Here is a 21,350-nt window from a genome sequence, read left to right on the forward strand (position 1 = left end):
TTTAAAAATAAAAATCAAAGAAAAATGATTGATTTCGAAAATACAAAAATAGCATTTCAAAATAAAACTAACATAGATTTAAAAAGAGCGCGCTTCCTTTTTAATACCCTGGCCAGACCATACATTGTAAAGACGGGTAAATTATTCACCCATTTCGCTCTTAAAACAAGTTTACCCATAAAATGGATTGTCAAACCCACTGTTTATAAACAATTCTGTGGAGGGGAAACCATTGAAGAATGTAAGCCAGTGGTGGAGTCTATGGCAAAATACAATGTGAAATCCATATTGGATTACAGTGTGGAAGGGAAAGAAGACCCTGAAGACATCAAGGCCGCACTGGAGGAAACACTCAGAGCCATAGAAAATGCAGGTAAAAACGAAAACATTCCTTTTGCAGTTTTCAAACCCACGGCTTTTGCAAGAAGCGCAGTTCTTGAAAAGGCAAGTTCCAATCAAAAACTGACAGATAAAGAACAGACCGAAGTGAATGATTTTCGGAACCGAATTGATACCCTTTGTGGTACGGCATATCAATACGGATTACCTATTTTAATTGATGCTGAAGAGGTATGTTATCAATACATCATTGATGAAGTGGCCAGAGAGATGATGAGAAAATACAACCGCGAGAAAGCCATTGTATTCAACACCTTGCAAATGTACCGGTGGGACAGGCTGGATTTTCTGACAAAAGAATTTGAAGTGGCTCAAAAAGAGAATTTTAAATACGGGGCCAAATTTGTCAGAGGCGCATATATGGAAAAAGAAAGAAAATGGGCTCAACAGTACGGATATCTGTCTCCCATACATCCGGACAAAGCGAGTACTGACCGGGATTATAACGATGCCCTAAAGTTTTCTGTAGAAAATATTGAAAAAATTGCTATTTTTAACGGTACACATAACGAAAGCAGCTCGCTCTATTTGGTGGAACTCATGGACAAACACCAAATACCCAGAGATGATGAGCGCATATACTTTTCCCAATTATTTGGAATGAGCGACCACATCTCTTACAACTTGGCAAATGCAGGTTATAATGTAGCCAAATATTTGCCCTATGGGCCGGTTAAAAATGTAATGCCCTATCTTATCAGGAGAGCGGAAGAGAATACCTCTGCAAGGGGCCAGACAAACAGAGAACTCGAGTTAATAAAAAAAGAACTAAAAAGACGTAAAACCAAATAAATTACGGGAAAATGAGAATTGAAAATTCAAAAAAGACATTAGTTATCAGCCAAATGCGGTATGTAATGGTAATAGCTTTTATTGTAATGGTAGTGGTTTTACTTACAACCGATATGATCAGCAACAAGTTTCTGGGACTTGACAGATATTACTGGGCAGTCATAATCAGTATATTATATGTGGGACAAAACATCTATGAATATCTAAAAGATTATAATTACATTTATTTTGCCGATGAGAACAACAAGCTCCTCTTCAGATATATTCCGCTTCGCCCTTTTAAGAATAAAAGATATTCCATTGAAATCAGCAAAGATAAATTTCAGGGATACAAAATTGAAAGGCCTTCACCATTCAAACAGGAGATTGTGCTTTTTGTAAAAACACCCCAGGGTATAGCCAAATACCCGCCAATCAGCTTATCAGCTCTTAATGAAGAAGAATTCAACAACTTGAAGAAAGCCCTGAATCAACATATTAATCGATGATTTTTCTGGGAATATCAATAGGTAAACGGGCCAGGAGTTCATAATTCAACTGATTATTAAAATCAGCAAAAGATGCCAGCGTAATGGTCACACCATCCTGATCACCGATCAGCACGACTTCATCCCCTTTTCTTACATCTGTCACCTGAGTGACGTCCACAATCAGCATGTTCATGTTTACTATGCCGATTACAGGCACTCTGTGACCGTGAATAAGCACCCGGCCCTGATTACTGAGGGAGCGGCTATAACCATGTGCATAACCTACGGGAATAATGGCTATTGTTTTCTCTTCCTGGGCCATATAGTGCGTGCCGTAACTAACAAACTCCCCTTCTTTAACCTCCTTGAGACTCATGATCTGACTTTTCCAATTCAGCACCCTTTTCAAAACTTCGGATTTTTCCATCCTTTTATGAACGAAATGGATAAAAGTCTCAGGGCTGGGCCAAAATCCATATTGCAGAATTCCCACCCGAACCATGTCCATCCGGGTTTTGGGGTAAACAATGGCCGCAGCAGAACAGGCCGTATGCCGTAGTTCCGGAGTTATACCCCTGTTGGTGATCCATTTATAAACCCGGTTATATTTTTTTATCTGGCGCTGAACCCTGACGTGATTGGCAATACTTTCAGCTCCGGCATAGTGGGTGCATAAACCCCTCACATGAAAATATTCCTGATTGGTATTGATCAGCTTAACTACTTTATGGAGGACCTTTTGACTAAAACCGGTACGGTTCATTCCGGTTTCCACTTCAATGTGAATAATGGCCCTGGTGTTGAATTGTTTGGCCAGTTCGAGGGCTTCTTCCAGCTTTTCCTGTTCGAATACGAAGAATTCCACACCATTTTTCACTGCCCATTCAAGTTCTTCCTGGTTCATCCAGCCCATGACCATGATGTCTGTAGCATCCTGCTTTACATGATATACTCTCTTTGCCTCATCACCACTAAAAACAGCAAAATGATCGATACCTGCAGATTCCGCGATAGGCACAAACTGCTCGATACCATGACCATAAGCATTGGCCTTAACCACCGAGGAAATTTTGGTATCCTTTCCCAGATAATCTTTTAAAAAGGTGAGATTATGGATCAATGCTGAGCGATTGATTTCAATTACCGATGTAGCAGCCATAAAATAAAGTTCTCATTATTATTTCAAATAATGCCGATAAAGCTCAAAGAAAATTTCTATTCCTTTGTCAAGAATACTTTCCGGAAAATCGTAATCCGGACTATGTAATTGAGGATGACTTATACCTGATCCAAGACCAAAAAGCGCCCCCGGATATTTCAATGTAAAGTTTGAAAAATCTTCCGACCATCGCAAGGGTTCCTCAACATAAATGATTTGCCTGTTATTGTGTTTTGCGGCCTGTTCAAGAGTAGCCAGTGCCTCATTGTCATTCACCGTAGCCGGAAATTCTTCGGTCCAGTCAATTTCTACACTCAAATTGAAACGGGAACTATGCGCATTGACCAGTTTAATGGATTGATCAGTCAGCAAGTCCATGTCCCGGTTTGAATAAGTTCTCAGTGTAGCCATTACCTCTGCATAGCCGGGTGTGGTACCAAAGGCTACTTCTCCGAGTTTTGAATGAATGATGGTAGCAAGGGTAAAATCTTCAAATGAATGGGTTTGGGGTAGAAAAGTCAGGTCCCTCACAATATCTGCCATAGCCAGTGCCGGGCTGTTGCCTTTTTCAGGTTCAGCGGCATGGGATGTTCTTCCATATAACCGGTTGATCATCCCTTTTGAAGCTGAAGCAAATACTCCTTTCCGTAAAATAATTGATCCTTCGGGATATCCCGGAAGATTATGAAGGGCAAATACAAAATCAGGCCGAATATGCCGGAATTTTTCATCATCCAGCACATTTTTCGCTCCCTGCCCATTTTCTTCAGAAGGTTGAAAAAGAAGGATAATGCTTCCCTTTCGGGGGGGATCATTGTAAATGGCTTCAGCAACTCCCAATATGATAGCCATATGACCATCATGACCACATTTATGGGCCACACCTTCATAAGAAGACTTATAGCTAAAAGGATTGGTTTCCCGAATGGGCAGGGCATCCATATCACAGCGGAACAACACCGACGGGCCGGTCTCTTTCCCGTAGAATATAGCTGCCACTCCATTTCCGCCCAAATTATCCATGATATGATCCGGCTGGTATGTATGCAGCTCCTGTTTGATTAGCCTGGCAGTATTGTACTCACTACCTGACAATTCGGGAAATTTATGTAGTTTTTGCCTCAGCTCTTTAAGCCTGGATTTATTATATCTCAATCTTATTGGATTCAAATAGTTTCTGTACAAACAAACATGAAAAATTTCTTCATCTAACCTTATCCCTATACTTGCTCAATTTATAACTTATCTTCCACCGTTATAACGGGAGAAGCATCGACATCATCAATACCCAGGTAATCGATGATCAAATCCAGGGCGTCATTGATATCAGAGGTATGGTCATTGGGGACATTTTCCAATTTTTTGGTTAATTTCTCGTGCAGAAGAAGGGGAGTTTTATTCAGTAACTCGGACCCTTTTGAAGTCATTACAATATGGGTTCTACGCTTGTCTGCCCTTTTAGGAAGCCGTGCAATATATCCCCTTTTTTCAAGCCTGTTAATAATTCCGGAAACTGTACTGGAATTAAGGCTTAAATAATCCCGCAGTTCTTTTTGTGTGGCCTGGTAATTATTTGCCCTGTTCAGGTATTCCAGACACAAAATTTGTGGAATGCTTACGCCGTATTCTTTCTGAACTTTTTTCGATTCCAGGTTAATAGATCTGACTATCTTTCTTATCTTCAGCAAAATTTCATTCGCGTTGGCTGCCATTGCTCATGGTATTTAACAGTTATATAAAGCCCGTAAAAATACACATTTTTTACTGCCGAAAAAAATGTTCAACAAAACTTATTTCAATCAACTTTGTCTCCGAACAATTATTTTGAGATATTTGCCGCAACAATTGTGCAAGCCTATGAAAAAAGACCTGATACCGGCATATATAAGTGTAATCATGGCTATGACTTTCTGGAGCCTCACTTTTGTATGGTATAAAATGGTCTTTGAATTTTATGAACCGATAACCACTGTATTTTTGCGTCTGGTGCTTTCCTCTGTCATACTGGTTCTTCTTATGCTTCCCCTCAAGCAACTACAAAAACCCAAACTACATGATTTTAAATACTTTGTATTGGTTACGCTTTTTCAGCCTTTTTTATATTTTCTGTGCGAAAGTTATGGTGTAAAATTTGTTTCTTCCACATTATCTGCTGTAATCATTTCAACCATTCCCCTGTTCAGTCCTTTTGTTACCGCCTACTTCTACAATGAACGTGTAATGAAATTCAATATTATAGGAATCGTTATATCCATTATAGGAGTAGGAATGGTAATTTTCGAAAGAGATAAAAACGTATCGGCCACTCCATTGGGCATATTGTTATTATTTCTGGCGGTTGCTGCAGGAATCGGATACAGTATTGTTGTTAAGAAATTATCCGGCAAATACAATTCCATCAGCATCGTAACGTACCACAATATCATCGGTATCTTTTTCTATCTGCCACTTTTCCTCATTTTTGATTTCAGCCGTTTCATCTCAACAGGTTATGTTCAAAAGGCAGTTGTACCATTACTCGAACTGGCGATATTCGGATCCTCTTTTGCCTTTATCTTTTTTACTTATTCCATAAAAAAGATCGGGGTTACAAAATCCAATGCATTCACCAATGCAATTCCTGTATTAACGGCCATATTTGCATTTTTTCTTCTGGGAGAATCGCTTACTGTTATAAAAATGTCGGGCATTGGCCTGGTGATCAGTGGTCTGTTTATGTCTCAAATAACAAAGATTCCCAGATTAAGGAAAGGAAAAATATACGTTCGGCCCAATGAATAGGCAAGAAAGGGAAAAATTAAGACAAAAAGCCGCACAGGCAGAACCTGAAACGCGAAAATTTTTCAAGAAACTCCTTAAAAAAAGGAACTTTAGGCCCGAACATGTTCTGTACGAGTTACATGAAGAAGCATTTGCCAGGTACGATTGTCTGGATTGTGCAAACTGTTGCCGTTCTATAAGCCCTATTATTTATGAAAAAGACATTGACCGTATTTCCAGATACCTGAAGATAAAACCTTCAAAGGTCACTGAACAATATTTTCAAAAAGACGAAGAAGGGGATTTTGTTTTCAGAAGTAAGCCTTGTCCCTTTCTTTTGCCGGATAATTATTGTTCAATCTATGAGGTTCGACCGAAATCCTGCCGTGAATACCCCCATACCCATCAAAGGGAATTCATCAAAAATTATCATGTAACCATTAAAAATACCTATATCTGCCCCATCGCATTTTATGTGGTGGAAAAGTTAAAGAATAAAGAATGAGGGGCTTAATGATATGGAAATGGTCAAAATAAAAATTTTGATTCAGCCTTTCCGCGATCAGCTTTCCGGCTGAAACAAGTCTTTCATTTTTGCCGGTTAGCCGGTTTATGAATGTCAAAAGTGGATCCCACAGCCAGAAGATTTACTTTTGGGGCACTAAGAGGACGTACCCGCACGAAAAGTACTCATATTCCCGGTATAAAATATAAGGTTTATATCTTCATGTACTGTCATTTTCTGCACATTAAAAAAGGGAACCCTTTAGTAGATTCCCTTTCTTAAAAAAATGCAGCTAATGTAGCTAATACACTTGATCCACCTCTCTGGAGGCATATTGAATCTTCAACGCGCTCGCTCTTCTCAAGGCAGTCTTTACATCCGTAACAAGTCCCATTTTGGTATCTCCGTCAACTTTCAGGGAAACGGTCATTTTGGGACGCTCTCCTTCAGAAAGTTGCTGCCGTTCTGTGACGATATAGTCTTGTATATCATCAACCCCTGCAAAAGCATCATTCAACTGGATTCTGGGTTCGCTTCCGTAAAGGTTCTGGAATTGCCTTTTCGGTTCACCAATGTAAATATAGCTCACCAGGTCTTTTCTTTCCAGCTTTTTCACTTCCGTTGCTTCGGGCATCATGTTCTGAACCATCAGGTTGGTTTCGCGAATGGTTGTACTTACCATGAAGAAAAAGATAAGCATAAAAATAATATCCGGCAACGAAGCGGTTGATATTTTGGGAATTGATTTTGACCCTTCTTTTCTAAATTTACCCATAATGTAATTCCTCCTGTTTTATTGTCCAACGTTTTTAGGCTCAGCTTCCGAAATAATCATCGGATAGATCTCATCTATTGCATCCTGCTCTTCTTTTTCCAATTCACTGTATTCCTCACCAAATTGCTGCGTGGCAAGTTGTTGCTTAAGTTCATTATAAGCTGCTGTAAGCTCATTCTGTACTTTGATGTACATCCCATACGAAGTACCCCTGTCGTTCTGCAGAGAGATAATTCCCTTCGTACATTCGGTTTGTCCGAAAAAGGGTACTTCCTTAACTTCCATTTCAGGTAGATCGGGCTCATTGTTGGGATTGGCAATAAATTCCTTTGCCTGTTCCTTCAGATTGCTAATATCAGCCCGCTCTCCTCCTACCAATAATTGATCGCTTGAATTAATCAACACCTCAAAAACATTTCTCTCCTTGATCTGCTGGTCTTCCTGTTGCTGTCTTTGCTGTTCATCGGGTATGGGAGGAAGCCTCCTCATAATTCCGGAATCTACATCGAATGTTGTAGCCACAAGGAAAAATATCAGAAGCAAGAAGGCAATGTCTGCCATTGGTGCTGCATTGAATTCACCGCTTGGTCTTGCCATAATTCAATATTTTTTAATGTTTATTGATGTATAATGTCCGATTAATTAAACGGACATTATACATAATATATTTTTTATTTAAAAGATTTTGACACCTCAGTAAATAATATCGCACCGACTCCTACCCCGATCAACAGATACAGGGTAATTAAACCTGTGCCGACCTGTTTCAGTATGGGCGCCACATTATTGGGATTAGGGCTTGCGAAATTCAATGGTTGAGCAGATGCGAGATTGTAAGCCATAACCACCAAAATAGCCAGAGCGACAATCCCAATGAGGGTGCCTTTACCCCGCTTGGGTTGGGCAATAATCTGTGCCAGAGGAAAAAGCAGCGCCATTAAACCGGCAAGTGCTGCCAGAATAGCTCCCCAAATCAAAATATGATTGGTGTAAACGGGTTCTCCGCCTGCCATTTCGCCCCCGGCATAGTATAGGACTCCCAGAATGACGGAGCCTGCCAAAAGCAAAATTTCTATAATTCTTCTTAATATACCCATATCTAATAATAATTTATTTTATTATTTTTTACCATATTTATAAATAAGGTCTACCAGTGATATAGAAGCATCTTCCATATCATTCACGATACTGTCAATCTTCGATACAATATAATTATAGAATAACTGAAGAATTACAGCAACGATAAGACCTGACGCTGTAGTAATCAGGGCAACACTAATACCGCCTGCAACAACGGACGGGGAAACGGTTCCGGCAGCTTCAATGTTGTCAAATGCTTCAATCATACCGATAACGGTACCAAGGAATCCCAGCATTGGAGCAATGGCAATGAAGAGGGAAATCCAGGTTAAACCCTGCTCCAATAAACCTGCTTGTACACTGCCGTAAGATACGACTGACTTTTCAGCCACCTCAACACCTTCATCGGCCCGGTCCAGTCCCTGATAGAAAATGGAAGCAACAGGCCCGCGGGTGTTACGGCATACCTCTTTTGCATCTTCAATACCACCTTGTTCAAGGGCATTTTCAACCTTCTTCAGTAGCTTAGTGGTATTGGTGGTTGAAAGATTCAGATAAATGATCCTTTCAATGGCCACGGCCAGACCAAAGATCAAAGCCAATAGAACCACACCCATAAAAGCGGGTCCTCCATCAATAAACTTCTGTTTTACCTGTTTGTGTAATGAACTAGGTTCTTGTTGTGCTTCTTCTTCTCCCGCAGCTGCTGCAGCAGTGTCAGCAGCAGCTGTGTCGGCTGCCATAGCTGTGTCTTGAACAGCTGTGTCCTGTTGTCCTTCTTCTTGAGCAACTGCAAATGCTGAAGTTCCCAAGATAAATAATCCGATTACTGCGATAGTTCCTAATAATCTTTTCATGGTTTGTCTTCTGTTTTGATTAATGAATTGAATGTTAAAATTAATAAAAAAAATTTTATTTGCAAAATCGGCGGAGAAAGAGGGATTCGAACCCTCGTGGCGCTTGTGGCGCCAACACGCTTTCCAGGCGTGCGCCTTCGACCACTCGGCCATTTCTCCGGGATAAGCCCCTCTAATTTTGCGGCACAAATTACAAAAAAATATAATTCACAAAATATTTATGGATTAATTTCTCCCCTAATTGACTTATTTAAAAGCATTCTAATCTTCTCTCTATTAATACCCAAGCCAAGAAGAAACATCAGCTTTGTTAAACCCGCTTCCGTGGTCAAATCATACCCATTCAAAACCCCTATTTCCTTAAGTTTTCGTCCGGTTTCATAATGGTTCATATCCACCGTACCTACCAAACACTGCGTAATATTCAGCAAAATTTTATCCGCATCGATTGCCTCGCGAAGCAAATTTATGAACCAATCTTTTGTAAGGGCATTTCCTGAACCATAAGTTTCCAGAATAATGGCCCGGATTTCCGTGTTATGTGCCAACGCACTTACAACATTTTCATTAATACCCGGATGAACCTTTAAAATAGCTATATTGGTTTCCAGATTTCTATGCACTTTCAGCTTTAAAGAACTTGTAGGATAACGAATGGCCTCGTAATTGTATTTTATATTGATCCCAATCTCAGCAAGATTCGGGTAATTCGGTGATGAAAAGGCATTAAAATGTTCTGAACTGATTTTGGTGATACGATTGCCCCGGAATAAGCGATTCTCAAAATACAAGGCAACCTCTGGCACCAGCATCCGGCCATTTTTATGGGCTGCAGCGATTTCAACTGCCGTAATGAGATTTTCCTTGCCATCGGTCCGTAAGGTACCGATGGGTAGTTGCGAACCAGTGAGAATAACTGGTTTTTGAAGATTCTCAAGCATAAAGCTCAATGCAGATGCAGTATATGCCATGGTATCCGTACCATGTAAAATCACGAATCCATCATAATTTTCATACTGCCGGGCAATTATATCTACCAGCCTTACCCAAAACTCTGGTGTAATATCCGATGAATCAATAACCGGAGAAAAAGTAATACTATCTACTTTATATCCAAAGCTTTTTATATCAGGTACCTGTTCTTCAATATGAGAAAAATCGAAAGGATATAACCTTTGCGTTTCAGGATCTCTTATCATCCCAATGGTTCCCCCTGTATAAATAATAAGAATCGAAATATCCCCCTGTCTCTCCATCAACTTCTGAATACCTTTAAAGCATTTCTTGTTGTGATCTCTGCCACTTCTTCCAAACTTATATTTTTTACTTCTGCTATCTTCTTGGCAATATATTTTATATATGTACTTTCATTTCTTTTTCCTCTGTGGGGAACAGGTGCCAGAAAAGGAGCATCAGTTTCCAGTACCAGATGATCCATGTCTATCTCCGCAACCACTTCATCCAATGAAGAATTTTTAAAGGTCACAATTCCGTTAATTCCTATTTTAAATCCCAAACCAATGATATGTTGTGCATCCTCAACTGTTCCTGCGAAACTATGAAAAATTCCATAAAGTTGCTCATCATTTAGTCTGTCTACCACATCAAAAATTTCCCGAAAAGAATCTCTCGAATGGATCACAATAGGCATACCTTGTTCTTTTGCCCATCTTATCTGTATTTCAAAAGCCTTTTCCTGCTCTTTTTGATGGGTCTTGTCCCAGTAAAGATCAATTCCGGTTTCTCCAATAGCAGCAAAAGAACGCTCATGAAGCCAATTTTTCAGTATCTCAAGTTCTTTTTCATAATCTTTTTTAACCGAGGTAGGATGCAAACCAATCATGGGATAAAAAAATCCTGGATAAAGCGCCTCCAATTGAATCATATCTTCGATGGTCCCGGAATCAATATTGGGAAGATATACCCGCCCAACACCTGCCTCTTTGGAGCGCTGAACTACATCCTGAACCGCATTGTCAAATTCATCAAGATATATATGAGCGTGTGTATCAATTAAATCCATAATTTACCCAATAATTTATGCACCGCAAACTTGAGAAAAATTATTCAAATAAAAAAGAGGGGCAAGAACCCCTCTTTTCAATGACGGTCTGATAATATTATCAAACGGCTCCCTGCGCCAGCATGGCTTCGGCAACCTTAACAAAACCACCGATATTGGCACCTTTTACATAATTAATGTAATCTCCTTCCTTTCCATATTTCTGACATGTGTTATGAATATTGGTCATAATCTCTTTCAACCTTTGATCTACGTCATCACGTGACCAGGGAAGCCGCATGGAATTCTGGGTCATTTCCAGGCCGGAAACTGCAACACCTCCTGCGTTAGCAGCTTTCCCAGGTCCAAAAAGTATTTGTTTATTCAGAAATACTTCGATGGCCTCTGGAGTACAAGGCATATTGGCGCCTTCTGAAACACATATACAACCAGTTTCGACCAGTTTTTCAGCGTCTTCCTTCTCGATCTCATTCTGAGTGGCACAGGGAAGGGCTATATCACAACTGACCTCCCAGGGTTTTTTCCCTTCATAATATTCAACTCCGTATTTTTCGGCATATTCCTGGATTCTGCCACGCTTGATGTTCTTAAGTTCCATAACATAATGCAGCTTTTCATCATCAATGCCATCCGGATCGTATATAAGGCCGCCGGAATCGGAAAGGGTAATGACTTTACCCCCCAGCTCATTAATCTTTTCAGTAGCATATTGGGCTACATTACCTGACCCGGATACGGCCACTTCTTTATTCTTTATCTCCTCGCCACGAGTCTTTAGCATCTCCTGGGCAAAATAGGTGGCTCCATACCCTGTAGCCTCCGGTCGAATTAAGCTTCCTCCGAAGGGAATGCCTTTCCCGGTTAAAACACCGGTAAATTCATTCTTTAAACGCTTATATTGACCAAAAAGAAAGCCGATCTCCCTGCCTCCTACACCGATATCGCCGGCGGGAACATCCGTATGCGGGCCAATGTGCCGATAAAGCTCCGTCATGAAGCTTTGACAAAATCTCATTACTTCATTATCCGATTTACCTTTGGGGTTAAAATCAGAACCACCTTTACCTCCCCCCATAGGCAAAGTAGTCAAGCTATTCTTAAATACCTGCTCAAAGGCCAGGAATTTCAAAATGCTTATATTTACCGTAGGATGAAACCTTAATCCTCCTTTATAGGGACCGATAGCACTGTTCATCTCTATACGGTATCCTTTATTGATCTGGATTTCACCCTTATCATCCTGCCATGGTACTCTAAAAATCACAGCACGTTCAGGTTCGGCAATTCTTTCCAGAATTTTGGCATGCTTATACTTGGGGTTCTCTTCAATGAATGGCATCAACGATTCTGCAACCTCCTGCACAGCCTGGTGGAATTCTTCCTCCCCGGGGTTTTTTGCAGCAATTCTCCCCATGAACTCTTCTAGACTTTGTTCCATAAGATATCTGATTTTAATTTTAAATTGACTATATGTAATTCTTAGCTTAAGTATCGGGGTTAAAAATATCGCCCAATTTTAAAAAAAATTTAAAGGAGTTAATAATCTACTCATAACTATTTTCGTGCAACTTTAACAAATCAAGAAAGGATTCAGTTTAATAATAAAATGTTAACGTTAAATTGTCAGCAATTTATAACGATTACCCGGAAGGCATCTGGTAATGCCTTCAAATTCCAGATCCAAGAGCATGGGAGATACTTTGCTAATGGGCATATTCAAACGTGAACTGAGCTCATTAATGGATAGCTCTCCATTTTCTCTTAGCAAAGTTACTATATTTTTCTCAGCGGGCCCAAGTTCCTTAAAAATCTCCCTTTGAACAATCTTTTCCTTATACTTATTTATCTCCCATCCCATCACATATTCCAAATCGGCTGCACCTTCAATAAGGGCTGCTTTATTGGTTTTAATCAGTTGATTGCATCCTTTAGAACGCGGGTCATTTATTCTTCCCGGAAAGGCAAAGACATCACGGTTATAGGAATTTGCCAGATCAGCAGTAATAAGGGCTCCACCACGTTCACCCGATTCAATCACCACTGTAGCATCAGCCAATCCGGCAATAATTCTGTTGCGGCTTACAAAATTGCTCTTGATAAATTTGGTATGGCTTGAAAATTCAGTAAGGAGCGCTCCCTGTTTTATGATTTTTTCGGCTACTGTACGATGAACAGAGGGATAGATGATATCCAAACCATGTCCAAGGACGGAGATCGTTTTCAGACCATTACCCAGGGCAGCTTTATGAGCGCATACATCAATACCATAAGCCAAACCACTAACAATAACAAGATCCTTACCATTCTCCGACAAATCGGCAATGAGCTTCCGACAGGCCTCAATGCCCCGGTCGGTTGCCCTCCTTGTACCTACTACACTCAATATCCTGAAGTCTTCAAAGTTGACGTTCCCCTTAGAATAAAGAATTATAGGTGCATCCTCACAGTTTTTCAGTCTTTGCGGATAATTTTTGTCCAGATAAAAATATACATCGATCTGGTAATGCTCAATAAAAGCCATTTCTCTTTCCACCTTTTCAAAAATACCTTTCTCTTTTATATTCCGGACAAGATTTTCACCAATATTAGGAATTTTTAACAATTTGCTCTTAGGTTCTTCAAACAGTGCTTTTGGGCTGCCAGTGTAGGCAATTAACCGTTTGGCCAGCATGGGTCCCACTTTAGGGATTAAACTCAAGGCAATTCGATAGAACAGTTCCTCGTTATAATTTTTCATAGGTCGATTATGAAAAAAGAAATCGTATGTTATACAAAACAAAACCTTTTCATACCATTTGGCGTAAAACCGCCGTAAATAAAATGAATTTCCTTACAACACCGGATTTCATCTATTCATTTTTAGATATTATTAATGCATTATAAAAATGATTGGAAATTTATTAAAAATTTTTATTACTTTGTAAAATTTGTGCCATTATTTTCCGTTAACCATAAGAAATTAATTAGTTGGGAATTAATAAAAATCAAAAGCCAAGATGAGACAATTAAAAATTACCAAATCGATTACCAACAGGGACAGTTCATCATTAGAAAAGTACTTGCAAGAGGTTGGGAAAGAGGAGCTTTTAACACCAGATGAAGAAGTAGAATTAGCGCAGCGGATAAAAAAAGGAGACAAAACTGCATTGGAAAAGCTGACCAGAGCGAATTTGCGATTTGTAATCTCTGTAGCAAAACAATATCAATTTCAGGGATTGAGTTTACCGGATTTAATTAATGAGGGGAATCTTGGCCTTATAAAAGCTGCAGAAAGATTTGACGAAACCAAAGGTTTTAAGTTTATCTCATATGCCGTTTGGTGGATCAGACAATCCATACTTCAGGCAATTGCCGAGCAATCCAGAGTGGTCAGATTACCTCTGAACAAAGTAGGATCCATCAACAAATTACATAAAGCTTATGCAAAGTTGGAGCAGGAAAATGACAGGACTCCCACTTATGAAGAGCTTGCAGAGATGGTGGATCTGCCGAAGGAAAAAGTGGAAAAAACCTTACAGCTTTCGGGTAAATCCTTATCCATGGATGCCCCCTTTGATGACGATGAGGACGGCAGTCTTCTGGATGTAATGGAAAACTCTGATGCACCCGAAGCAGACGGTACACTGATGAATGAATCCCTTAGCAGGGAAATAGAAAGAACGTTGAGCGTGCTTCCCGAAAAGGAAAAAGCCGTGATCAAGTATTTCTTCGGGTTGGGCGTCCAGGAAATGTCCCTTGAAGAAATCGGGCAAAAACTTAATCTGACCAGAGAAAGAGTTAGGCAGATTAAGGAAAAAGGCATCAGAAGATTGCGGCACTCCTCAAAAAATAAGCTGCTCAAAAAATATCTCGGATAAAAAACTTATCCAGTTTAAAAAGAGGCGATTACAAATGTTTTTGTAATCGCCTCTTTTTTTTGGTTGGTGGTTTGAAGTCAATGAATACCCTGCAAATAGCTCCAAAGTGTATTAAGGTAGTACTTCACCGGGGATTTCTTCAATATCCCTTACCTCTATCTTTCTGATGAACAATTCCCCACCTTCTGACTGGATTTGAATCTGACCGGAAGTAAGCGGGTTTACCTCCCCATTTTCGTAGCTTCCGGAATTGTAATTGACCATCACGGTTTCGCCATTAACGACGTGAACAGACTGCCGTCCATAGCAATAGAGGTCGATCTCATTCCATTCACCAATGGGATTTTCATAATCACTGCTTTTAGCGGCAATTTTGCTTACTCCATCTTTGCCGAATGCCTGCCTTTCACCCTCCGGATCATACTGGTAATTGCCGTCTCCGGTTTCTCTGACCGGAATTTCACAATAAGTCTCCCCCATTCTGTAGGAATCACCTATATTACCTGTCATAAGCTGCATTTCGTGCGAATTCATCCAGGTATCAAGGCCAGCGCCAAAGGGGCCGTAACTATGGTAAAGCAAACCACTGTTCCGATTGCCGTATACATTCTCTCCCCATTTGAATTCCATGTGAAGATGGTAATTTTCAAATTTTTCTCTGGTAGCAAGGGAACCATTTACTTCTCCGGAGATCCTTATCACATTTTCTCCTTCCACTTGAGTCACTGAAAATACTTGTTCAGGAGTAGCTTTTTCAGCAAGATCTTCATACCCATCTATGGGGGTTCCCAAGTAAGTTTCCCAGTTTTCAAGGTTCTCTCCGTTAAATACAGGTTCCCACTCTGTTTGCTGCTGACAGGCAGATCCCAGAAACAGAACGACGGTTGTTAAAATGATGGCTAAAAATTTCATAACATTATTAATTTATGGATTTATGGATTTACAAAATTACCGGATTCGAAAATAACATTTTAATTTTACAATTACCAATATTACCTTTTAACATATTGGCGAAAATTTTCAGGTACATTTTCGTAATATTTTGTAGAAGCAGGGACCAATACGGACTGGCCGTGCTTTTCCAGGAGCTGCAAACCCTGATGCCGGGAAAGAAGGAAGTGAAGAAATTTCCTGGCAACATCGGGATTGGGTGCTTTCTTCAGCATGCTTACCCCGTAGACCATCGGTTCACCATGAATGGTCAGCTTTTTCCCGGGTCTTTTACCGGCTATATCCACCGATACAGTATTGTACCATTCTTTTAATTCCGGATTTCCAAGATTGATGGAATCCGTAAGGGTTAAATAATTTAATCCGTGCTGTTCAGCAAGGGACCGGTATAAAAAAATATAATCAAGGGTATTTGTTTCAAGCAATGCCAGAAGATCCGTCTCTTTCGGGCGTATATAGCGCTGGTTTTTTGAAAGAATACGATTGGCCATACCCGGCTGATTGTAATATTTTTCTGAAAGCCGCAAGCTTAATACGGTTCTGTAACCACACGGATCCGAATCGAGGTCGCTCCGTCCATAAAGTACCTCCTCCTTTTGTAAAATTTCATGCCAGTTAAACCGGTTAATCTTGTCATGGTATTTGGATTCCTGATGATATACGAGAGCCATTTCATTGGCGGCAAATTTAATAAGCCACTCTGTGTGCTCAGGGATCAGGAATTTATTTATAACCTTATAATCGGCGGAAGCCATGATGTCACAATCCCGGCCGAGATCACTTATTTTACGGGCACATTCTACGCTTCCGGAAACTTCCCGTTGTATATTCACGCTGGGATGGAGTTGCTCAAAAGAATCCGCTGCCTCTTTAAAGGGCACAGATAAGCTACCGGCATGGAAAATGATCAAATCTCCGGATAGCTCACCTCCCGTCTGATTTCCGTCATCCACAACACATCCTGCAAGAAGAAATAACAGAAATGCGAATATTGGAATTCCTCTGATACGGTTGCCATTCAAAAACATTTTACAAATTTTCCTCAGCCTGTTAATTGAATTCCAATATACCCCCATCCCTTTTTCAAGAAGCTTAAATGCTCTTTTTTGGTCATCCACGACGGAGAATGGTTGAATGCCATAAAAAACCCTGTAATTTTTCAGTCTTTAGATTTTCTCTACTTTACACACCGAAAATTTATAGGGAGGTATCCTGGAGTGTGGATCCAGATCTCCCCGGGTTAATTTATTAACCAAGGATTCCCTGAAGTGAAAAGGCATAAACAATTCACCTTCCGCCACGCTTTCACTCTCTCTGATCATAGTTTCCAGTTCACCCCTTTTATTGGACAGTTTAACCTGATCGCCATCACGAAATCCGTTTTTCTTAACATCTGCGGGGTTCATGAGCACAAATGTTTCATTGGCAAAATCATTCAGGGCTTTATTTCTCCGCGACATGGTGGAGGTATGATATTGATAAAGGATTCTGCCGGTATTCAAAACGTAGGGGAAATCCCTGGATGGGGTTTCTGACTGTTGTTCATATTCTACAGGGTTAAGTATGCCTAATCCATGGGAAGTACTGAATTTTTCCAAAAACAAGGTTTTGGTTCCCGGATGATCTATTGTGGGGCAAGGCCATTGAAGTCCGTCCTGCACAATACGCCAATAGGTCACACCAGCCATAATAGGCGTGGCTTCTCTTATTTCCTCAAAAATTTCTTTGGCGTTGTTGTATTGCCCTATATTGTATCCCATCCGTTCAGCAATGTTCACGATGATCTTCCAGTCCTCCTCAGCCTGACCGGGCATTTCCAATGCTTTACGCACCCTCAACACCCTGCGGTCGCTATTGACAAATGTACCGTTTTTTTCTGCATAGGAGGAAGCGGGCAAAATAACATCTGCATAAGGGGTAGTTTCCGTGTGAAATATATCCTGTACTACAAGAAAATCAAGATTTTTAAGGGATTCTTCGGTATGATTCAGATCCGGATCGGTCATCATGGGATTTTCTCCCATAATATACATTCCTTTTATCTGTCCCTCATGAGCTGCATTCACAAGTTGAACCGTGGTGAGGCCCGGCTCCGAAGGCAGGCTTTCAAAGGGCACATCCCATAATCCGGCAAGTTTTCTGCGGTTTTCCTCATTGCCAACAGGTATATATCCCGGGTAATTAATCGGTGAAACACCGATATCTGTTACTCCCTGGACATTGTTCTGTCCCCTCGGGGGATCGATACCGGCCCTTTCTTTCCCAATCTGCCCGGTAATCAACATCATGTTTATAAGGGAAAAGACCATATGGGTACCCACCTGCTGCTGGCTCAGCCCCATTCCGGTAGCTATCATTGCAGTTGAGCTTTTGGCATAAATACGTGCTGCTTCAGTAAATTTTTCCCTGGGAACACCGGTGATCCTTTCAGTTTCTTCAGGAGTATACTTATCAACCACATCCCGCAGTTTCTTATAGGCCTTCATACCACCATCAACTCTTTTTTTGATAAACTCCTTATCAATAAGATTTTCTTTAATAATAATATGTATCATACCATTAAGAAGGGCAACGTCGGTACCCAGGCGGGGTTGCAGCCATATATCTGCATATTTGACCATAGTGGTCCATTTGGGGTCACAAACAATGATCTTGTTGCCTTTGTATTTTCCATTTTTCGCAAAAGTAGCTGTAACCGGATGAGTCTCCACCATATTGTTACCCGTCACGAAAAGACAATCAGTATTGGCAAAATCCTCAATAGAATTGCTACCCGCGCCGCTACCCAAAGATTTCAACATGGCGGTTACAGTGGATGCATGACACAGCCGGGTGCAATAATCAAGGTTATTGTTGCCGAAAACAATACGGATAAATTTCTGGAAAATGTAATTGTCTTCATTGGTACATTTGGCTGATCCATACCCACCCAGAGCTTCGCTGCCATATTTCTCCTTTATCTCACTGAATTTTTTAGCTATCAGATCCAGTGCTTCCTCCCAGGAAGATTCTACAAATTCACCGTTTTTTTTGATCAATGGTGTGGTTAACCGATCTTCACTTTGGACATAATCGTATCCATAACGTCCCTTTACACAAAGTCTGCCATCATTAGGTGCCACGTCTTCCACGCCGTCGGAGCGAACGATTTTACCATCCTGTACGTATAGCATAATCTGACATCCTACGCCGCAATAGGGACAGGTAGTGCGAACCCTCTTGTCAATCCGGTTGAGATTGATTTCATCCCGATGGGGTTTATCAACCAGGGCACCGGTTGGACAAAGCTGCACGCATTCCCCGCAGCCGTCACATTCCGACTCACTCCATTTATCGATGCCTGCCACGATATAAGAAGCAATTCCCCGCTGACTGAAAGAAAGTACATTTTTTCCCTGCACTTCATCGCAGGCCTTTATACACCGGAAACATTTAATGCATTTGGTCCCGTCATACGACAAAACAGGAGAAGTATCATCCACGGGATAATGCATGTGTTTATAAATATTGGGATAGCTTCTCTGGTACTTTCGGTCCAGGTTATAATACTGTACCCAAAACCAGAACTCATCATAATAAGTACCATCATGATGATCATTATGTTCGGCCAGCAAGTATTCCAGGGTACGTTTCCGGGCAGATTCAAGTTCATCATCAAAGGCCGTCACCAACATCCCTTCTTCGGCTTTTACTGTACAGGACATAGTGAGCCCTTTCTGCCCTTCGATTTTTACAACGCACATCCGGCAGGCACCGGTTGGTGAAAGCTTTTTATGATAACAAAGAAAAGGAATCTGGATGCCGTTGTCCAATGCAACCTGTAGAAGGTTTGCTCCTTCAGGGGCTTGTATTTGCTTGCCTTCTATAGTAAGGTTAACTCTTTTACTCATAAATCAAAACTTTAAAATTCATCCTTAAAATATTGTACTGCACTTCCGATGGGTAATATGGGCGAGCCTCCAAGGGGACAAAGGGAAGTCTTCTGCATATATTCAGCTTCCTCTTTCATTTTTTCAAGCATCTCAGCCCGGTTGCCATTCTTCTTCTCTTTGACATCTTTCAGCATCATCACCAACATTCTTGTACCTACTCTGCAAGGCACACATTTGCCGCAGGATTCGTGCTCAAAAAACTCCAGGATGGAATGCATCATATCATAGAGGGATCGCGTTTCATCCATCACCATAATGGCTCCGGAACCAAGAATAGCTCCTATTTCCTTCAGGGTATCAAATCCCATGGGAATATCAAACGCTTCTTCATTTACAAAAGTGCCTGCCGCTCCTCCTAATATAGCCGCTTTAAATGGCTTTCCATTCTTCATTCCTCCTGCCAATTCATATATGAGTTGTTTCAAGGTAACTCCCATTTCGACTTCATAAGTGCCGGGATTTTCAATATCTCCGCTTATGGTAAAAATCTTGGTTCCCGGAGACCTCTCAGTTCCCATTTTCTTATAAGCTTCTGATCCCTCTGTTATAATATAAGGTATATTGGAAAAAGTTTCCACATTATTGATGAGCGTGGGTTGACCAAAAACTCCGACATTAGCCGGGAAGGGAGGTTTAATGCGCGGATATCCCCTTTTTCCTTCAAGAGATTCCAGAAGGGTGAGTTCTTCACCACACAAATAAGAACCGGCTCCGATTTTAAGTTCAATGTCCAATGAAAAGCCGCTACCCTGAATATTTTCGCCAAGATATCCCTGGTCATAACAGTTTTTAATAGCCTGTTCCAACTTTTGGATGGATTCCGTATACTCTCTCCTGATATAAATATATCCTTTTTCAGCCCAGATGGAGTAAGCGGAAATCAGCATTCCTTCAAGCATGATATAAGGATCCTGTTCCATGATAATCCTGTCCTTATAGGTGCCGGGCTCTCCCTCATCTGCGTTGCAAACAATGAATTTGGGACCACATTTATGACACCGGGCCTGGTCAGTGAACTCTAATTTCTTGCCGCTGGGAAAACCTCCACCACCCCGTCCTCTTAAACCGGAGTTTTTCATTTCCTTTATTACATTCCTTGGATCCATTGACAAGGCCATCTTAAAAGCCTTGAATCCGCCGGAATTCATATAATCTTCAATACTTGATGGATTAATCCTTCCGGCATTTTTTAGTGCTATTCTTGTTTCCTGTATCACGACTTAGTTTGTTTTTTGTGTTCTTTTTCACGTAAATAATTGATAATGTTCTTCAACCTGGCTTCATCCAGATTATAGTAAACTGTATCATTCAACATCATTACCGGAGCTTTATCGCAGTGCCCAAGACATTCAGAGGGTTCCAGGGTAAATAACATATCGCTCGTGGTTTCCCCAACACGGATAGTCAACTCCTTTTCAAGAACATTCAAAAGATTAAAAGCACCAACCATCATACAGACCGGTGATTTACAAAAACGAATGATGTATTTTCCTCTGGGATTCATACTAAAAATGGAATAGTACCTTACTACGCCATACACCGAGGCAGTGGTAGTATTCAAATATTTTGCCACCTGCCTGATATCCGAATGGGTGATGTTGTTACCCGGGTTCTCCCGTTGTATCTCATGCAAAATAAGCAGAAGATTATCCCGGGTTGGCGGGTATTTTTGAAGCGTATCCTTTATATCCATATCAAATAATTTAAGTAATGTATAAAAATAATGGATAATGGGATATGAGTCAATAGCATTTAATTATTTATACCCATTCCAGATAACGTTGGCAGCG

General features: G+C 40.7%; 21 protein-coding genes and 1 tRNA gene. 5 read left to right on the top strand and 17 right to left on the bottom strand.

Annotation, left to right across the window (positions count from 1 at the left end):
- Positions 1 to 24: 24 nt before the first annotated feature.
- Together KGY70_00265 and KGY70_00270 are read left to right on the top strand one after the other, a co-directional pair.
- Positions 25 to 1,191 carry a proline dehydrogenase family protein gene (locus KGY70_00265; GenBank protein ID MBS3773596.1) on the top strand — a complete coding sequence of 389 codons (1,167 nt, stop codon included), beginning with the start codon at positions 25 to 27 and terminating at the stop codon, positions 1,189 to 1,191.
- Positions 1,192 to 1,202: 11 nt separating this feature from the next.
- Positions 1,203 to 1,679, top strand: a complete 477-nt coding sequence (locus KGY70_00270) for a hypothetical protein (protein MBS3773597.1) — start codon at positions 1,203 to 1,205, stop codon at positions 1,677 to 1,679.
- On the opposite strand, the gene alr is transcribed toward KGY70_00270, so the two are convergent.
- The 3 genes from alr to KGY70_00285 form a co-directional block, all read right to left on the bottom strand.
- Entirely contained in the window at positions 1,669 to 2,820 is a 1,152-nt protein-coding gene (gene alr / locus KGY70_00275) for an alanine racemase (protein MBS3773598.1), read from the bottom strand. The genes KGY70_00270 and alr overlap by 11 nt on opposite strands.
- An 18-nt stretch (positions 2,821 to 2,838) precedes the next feature.
- Positions 2,839 to 3,975: an amidohydrolase gene (locus KGY70_00280; protein ID MBS3773599.1), complete on the bottom strand. Its 1,137-nt coding sequence runs from the start codon at positions 3,973 to 3,975 to the stop codon at positions 2,839 to 2,841.
- A gap of 80 nt (positions 3,976 to 4,055) precedes the next feature.
- Positions 4,056 to 4,532 carry a MarR family transcriptional regulator gene (locus KGY70_00285; GenBank protein ID MBS3773600.1) on the bottom strand — a complete coding sequence of 159 codons (477 nt, stop codon included), beginning with the start codon at positions 4,530 to 4,532 and terminating at the stop codon, positions 4,056 to 4,058.
- Between the two features lie 145 nt (positions 4,533 to 4,677).
- Between KGY70_00285 and KGY70_00290 the strand changes: the two genes are divergently transcribed.
- Together KGY70_00290 and KGY70_00295 are read left to right on the top strand one after the other, a co-directional pair.
- On the top strand, positions 4,678 to 5,601 hold the full coding sequence (locus KGY70_00290) for a DMT family transporter (protein ID MBS3773601.1): 924 nt from the start codon (positions 4,678 to 4,680) through the stop codon (positions 5,599 to 5,601).
- Positions 5,594 to 6,085, top strand: a complete 492-nt coding sequence (locus tag KGY70_00295; GenBank protein ID MBS3773602.1) for a YkgJ family cysteine cluster protein — start codon at positions 5,594 to 5,596, stop codon at positions 6,083 to 6,085. The genes KGY70_00290 and KGY70_00295 overlap by 8 nt, the downstream gene beginning before the upstream one ends.
- Before the next feature lie 301 nt (positions 6,086 to 6,386).
- Here the strand turns inward: KGY70_00295 and KGY70_00300 are convergent, their stop codons facing one another.
- The 9 genes from KGY70_00300 to dprA form a co-directional block, all read right to left on the bottom strand.
- A complete protein-coding gene (locus tag KGY70_00300) occupies positions 6,387 to 6,860 on the bottom strand; it encodes a biopolymer transporter ExbD (protein MBS3773603.1) in 474 nt (157 codons plus the stop codon).
- 18 nt (positions 6,861 to 6,878) lie between these two features.
- Positions 6,879 to 7,457 carry a biopolymer transporter ExbD gene (locus KGY70_00305; protein ID MBS3773604.1) on the bottom strand — a complete coding sequence of 193 codons (579 nt, stop codon included), beginning with the start codon at positions 7,455 to 7,457 and terminating at the stop codon, positions 6,879 to 6,881.
- 74 nt (positions 7,458 to 7,531) lie between these two features.
- Positions 7,532 to 7,957, bottom strand: coding sequence for a hypothetical protein (locus KGY70_00310; protein MBS3773605.1), 426 nt, complete (start codon positions 7,955 to 7,957; stop codon positions 7,532 to 7,534).
- Between the two features lie 21 nt (positions 7,958 to 7,978).
- Positions 7,979 to 8,797: a MotA/TolQ/ExbB proton channel family protein gene (locus KGY70_00315; GenBank protein ID MBS3773606.1), complete on the bottom strand. Its 819-nt coding sequence runs from the start codon at positions 8,795 to 8,797 to the stop codon at positions 7,979 to 7,981.
- A 71-nt stretch (positions 8,798 to 8,868) separates the two neighbouring features.
- Positions 8,869 to 8,956 (bottom strand) — tRNA-Ser (locus KGY70_00320).
- 59 nt (positions 8,957 to 9,015) lie between these two features.
- Entirely contained in the window at positions 9,016 to 10,053 is a 1,038-nt protein-coding gene (locus KGY70_00325; GenBank protein MBS3773607.1) for an asparaginase, read from the bottom strand.
- The gene (locus KGY70_00330) at positions 10,053 to 10,820 is read right to left on the bottom strand and encodes a TatD family hydrolase (GenBank protein ID MBS3773608.1); all 768 of its coding nucleotides are present in this window, start codon (positions 10,818 to 10,820) and stop codon (positions 10,053 to 10,055) included. Before KGY70_00330 ends, KGY70_00325 begins: the two co-directional genes overlap by 1 nt.
- Before the next feature lie 100 nt (positions 10,821 to 10,920).
- On the bottom strand, positions 10,921 to 12,258 hold the full coding sequence (gene gdhA, locus KGY70_00335) for an NADP-specific glutamate dehydrogenase (protein MBS3773609.1): 1,338 nt from the start codon (positions 12,256 to 12,258) through the stop codon (positions 10,921 to 10,923).
- Positions 12,259 to 12,435: 177 nt separating this feature from the next.
- On the bottom strand, positions 12,436 to 13,557 hold the full coding sequence (gene dprA / locus KGY70_00340; protein MBS3773610.1) for a DNA-processing protein DprA: 1,122 nt from the start codon (positions 13,555 to 13,557) through the stop codon (positions 12,436 to 12,438).
- Between the two features lie 259 nt (positions 13,558 to 13,816).
- On the opposite strand from dprA, the gene KGY70_00345 reads away from it, so the two are divergent.
- Complete coding sequence (locus KGY70_00345) at positions 13,817 to 14,677, top strand: sigma-70 family RNA polymerase sigma factor (protein MBS3773611.1); 861 nt, start codon at positions 13,817 to 13,819, stop codon at positions 14,675 to 14,677.
- 111 nt (positions 14,678 to 14,788) lie between these two features.
- On the opposite strand, the gene KGY70_00350 is transcribed toward KGY70_00345, so the two are convergent.
- The 5 genes from KGY70_00350 to KGY70_00370 form a co-directional block, all read right to left on the bottom strand.
- Positions 14,789 to 15,589 (bottom strand): DUF1080 domain-containing protein, encoded by an 801-nt coding sequence (locus tag KGY70_00350; protein ID MBS3773612.1) that lies wholly within the window; start codon positions 15,587 to 15,589, stop codon positions 14,789 to 14,791.
- 80 nt (positions 15,590 to 15,669) lie between these two features.
- Complete coding sequence (locus KGY70_00355; GenBank protein ID MBS3773613.1) at positions 15,670 to 16,581, bottom strand: extracellular solute-binding protein; 912 nt, start codon at positions 16,579 to 16,581, stop codon at positions 15,670 to 15,672.
- A gap of 213 nt (positions 16,582 to 16,794) precedes the next feature.
- Positions 16,795 to 19,518 carry a formate dehydrogenase subunit alpha gene (gene fdhF / locus KGY70_00360; protein MBS3773614.1) on the bottom strand — a complete coding sequence of 908 codons (2,724 nt, stop codon included), beginning with the start codon at positions 19,516 to 19,518 and terminating at the stop codon, positions 16,795 to 16,797.
- Positions 19,519 to 19,529: 11 nt separating this feature from the next.
- Positions 19,530 to 20,777 (bottom strand): SLBB domain-containing protein, encoded by a 1,248-nt coding sequence (locus KGY70_00365; protein MBS3773615.1) that lies wholly within the window; start codon positions 20,775 to 20,777, stop codon positions 19,530 to 19,532.
- Positions 20,774 to 21,253 carry an NAD(P)H-dependent oxidoreductase subunit E gene (locus KGY70_00370; protein MBS3773616.1) on the bottom strand — a complete coding sequence of 160 codons (480 nt, stop codon included), beginning with the start codon at positions 21,251 to 21,253 and terminating at the stop codon, positions 20,774 to 20,776. Before KGY70_00370 ends, KGY70_00365 begins: the two co-directional genes overlap by 4 nt.
- Positions 21,254 to 21,350: the final 97 nt, after the last annotated feature.

Source organism: Bacteroidales bacterium, from assembly GCA_018334875.1.
Lineage (GTDB): Bacteria > Bacteroidota > Bacteroidia > Bacteroidales > UBA12077 > JAGXLC01.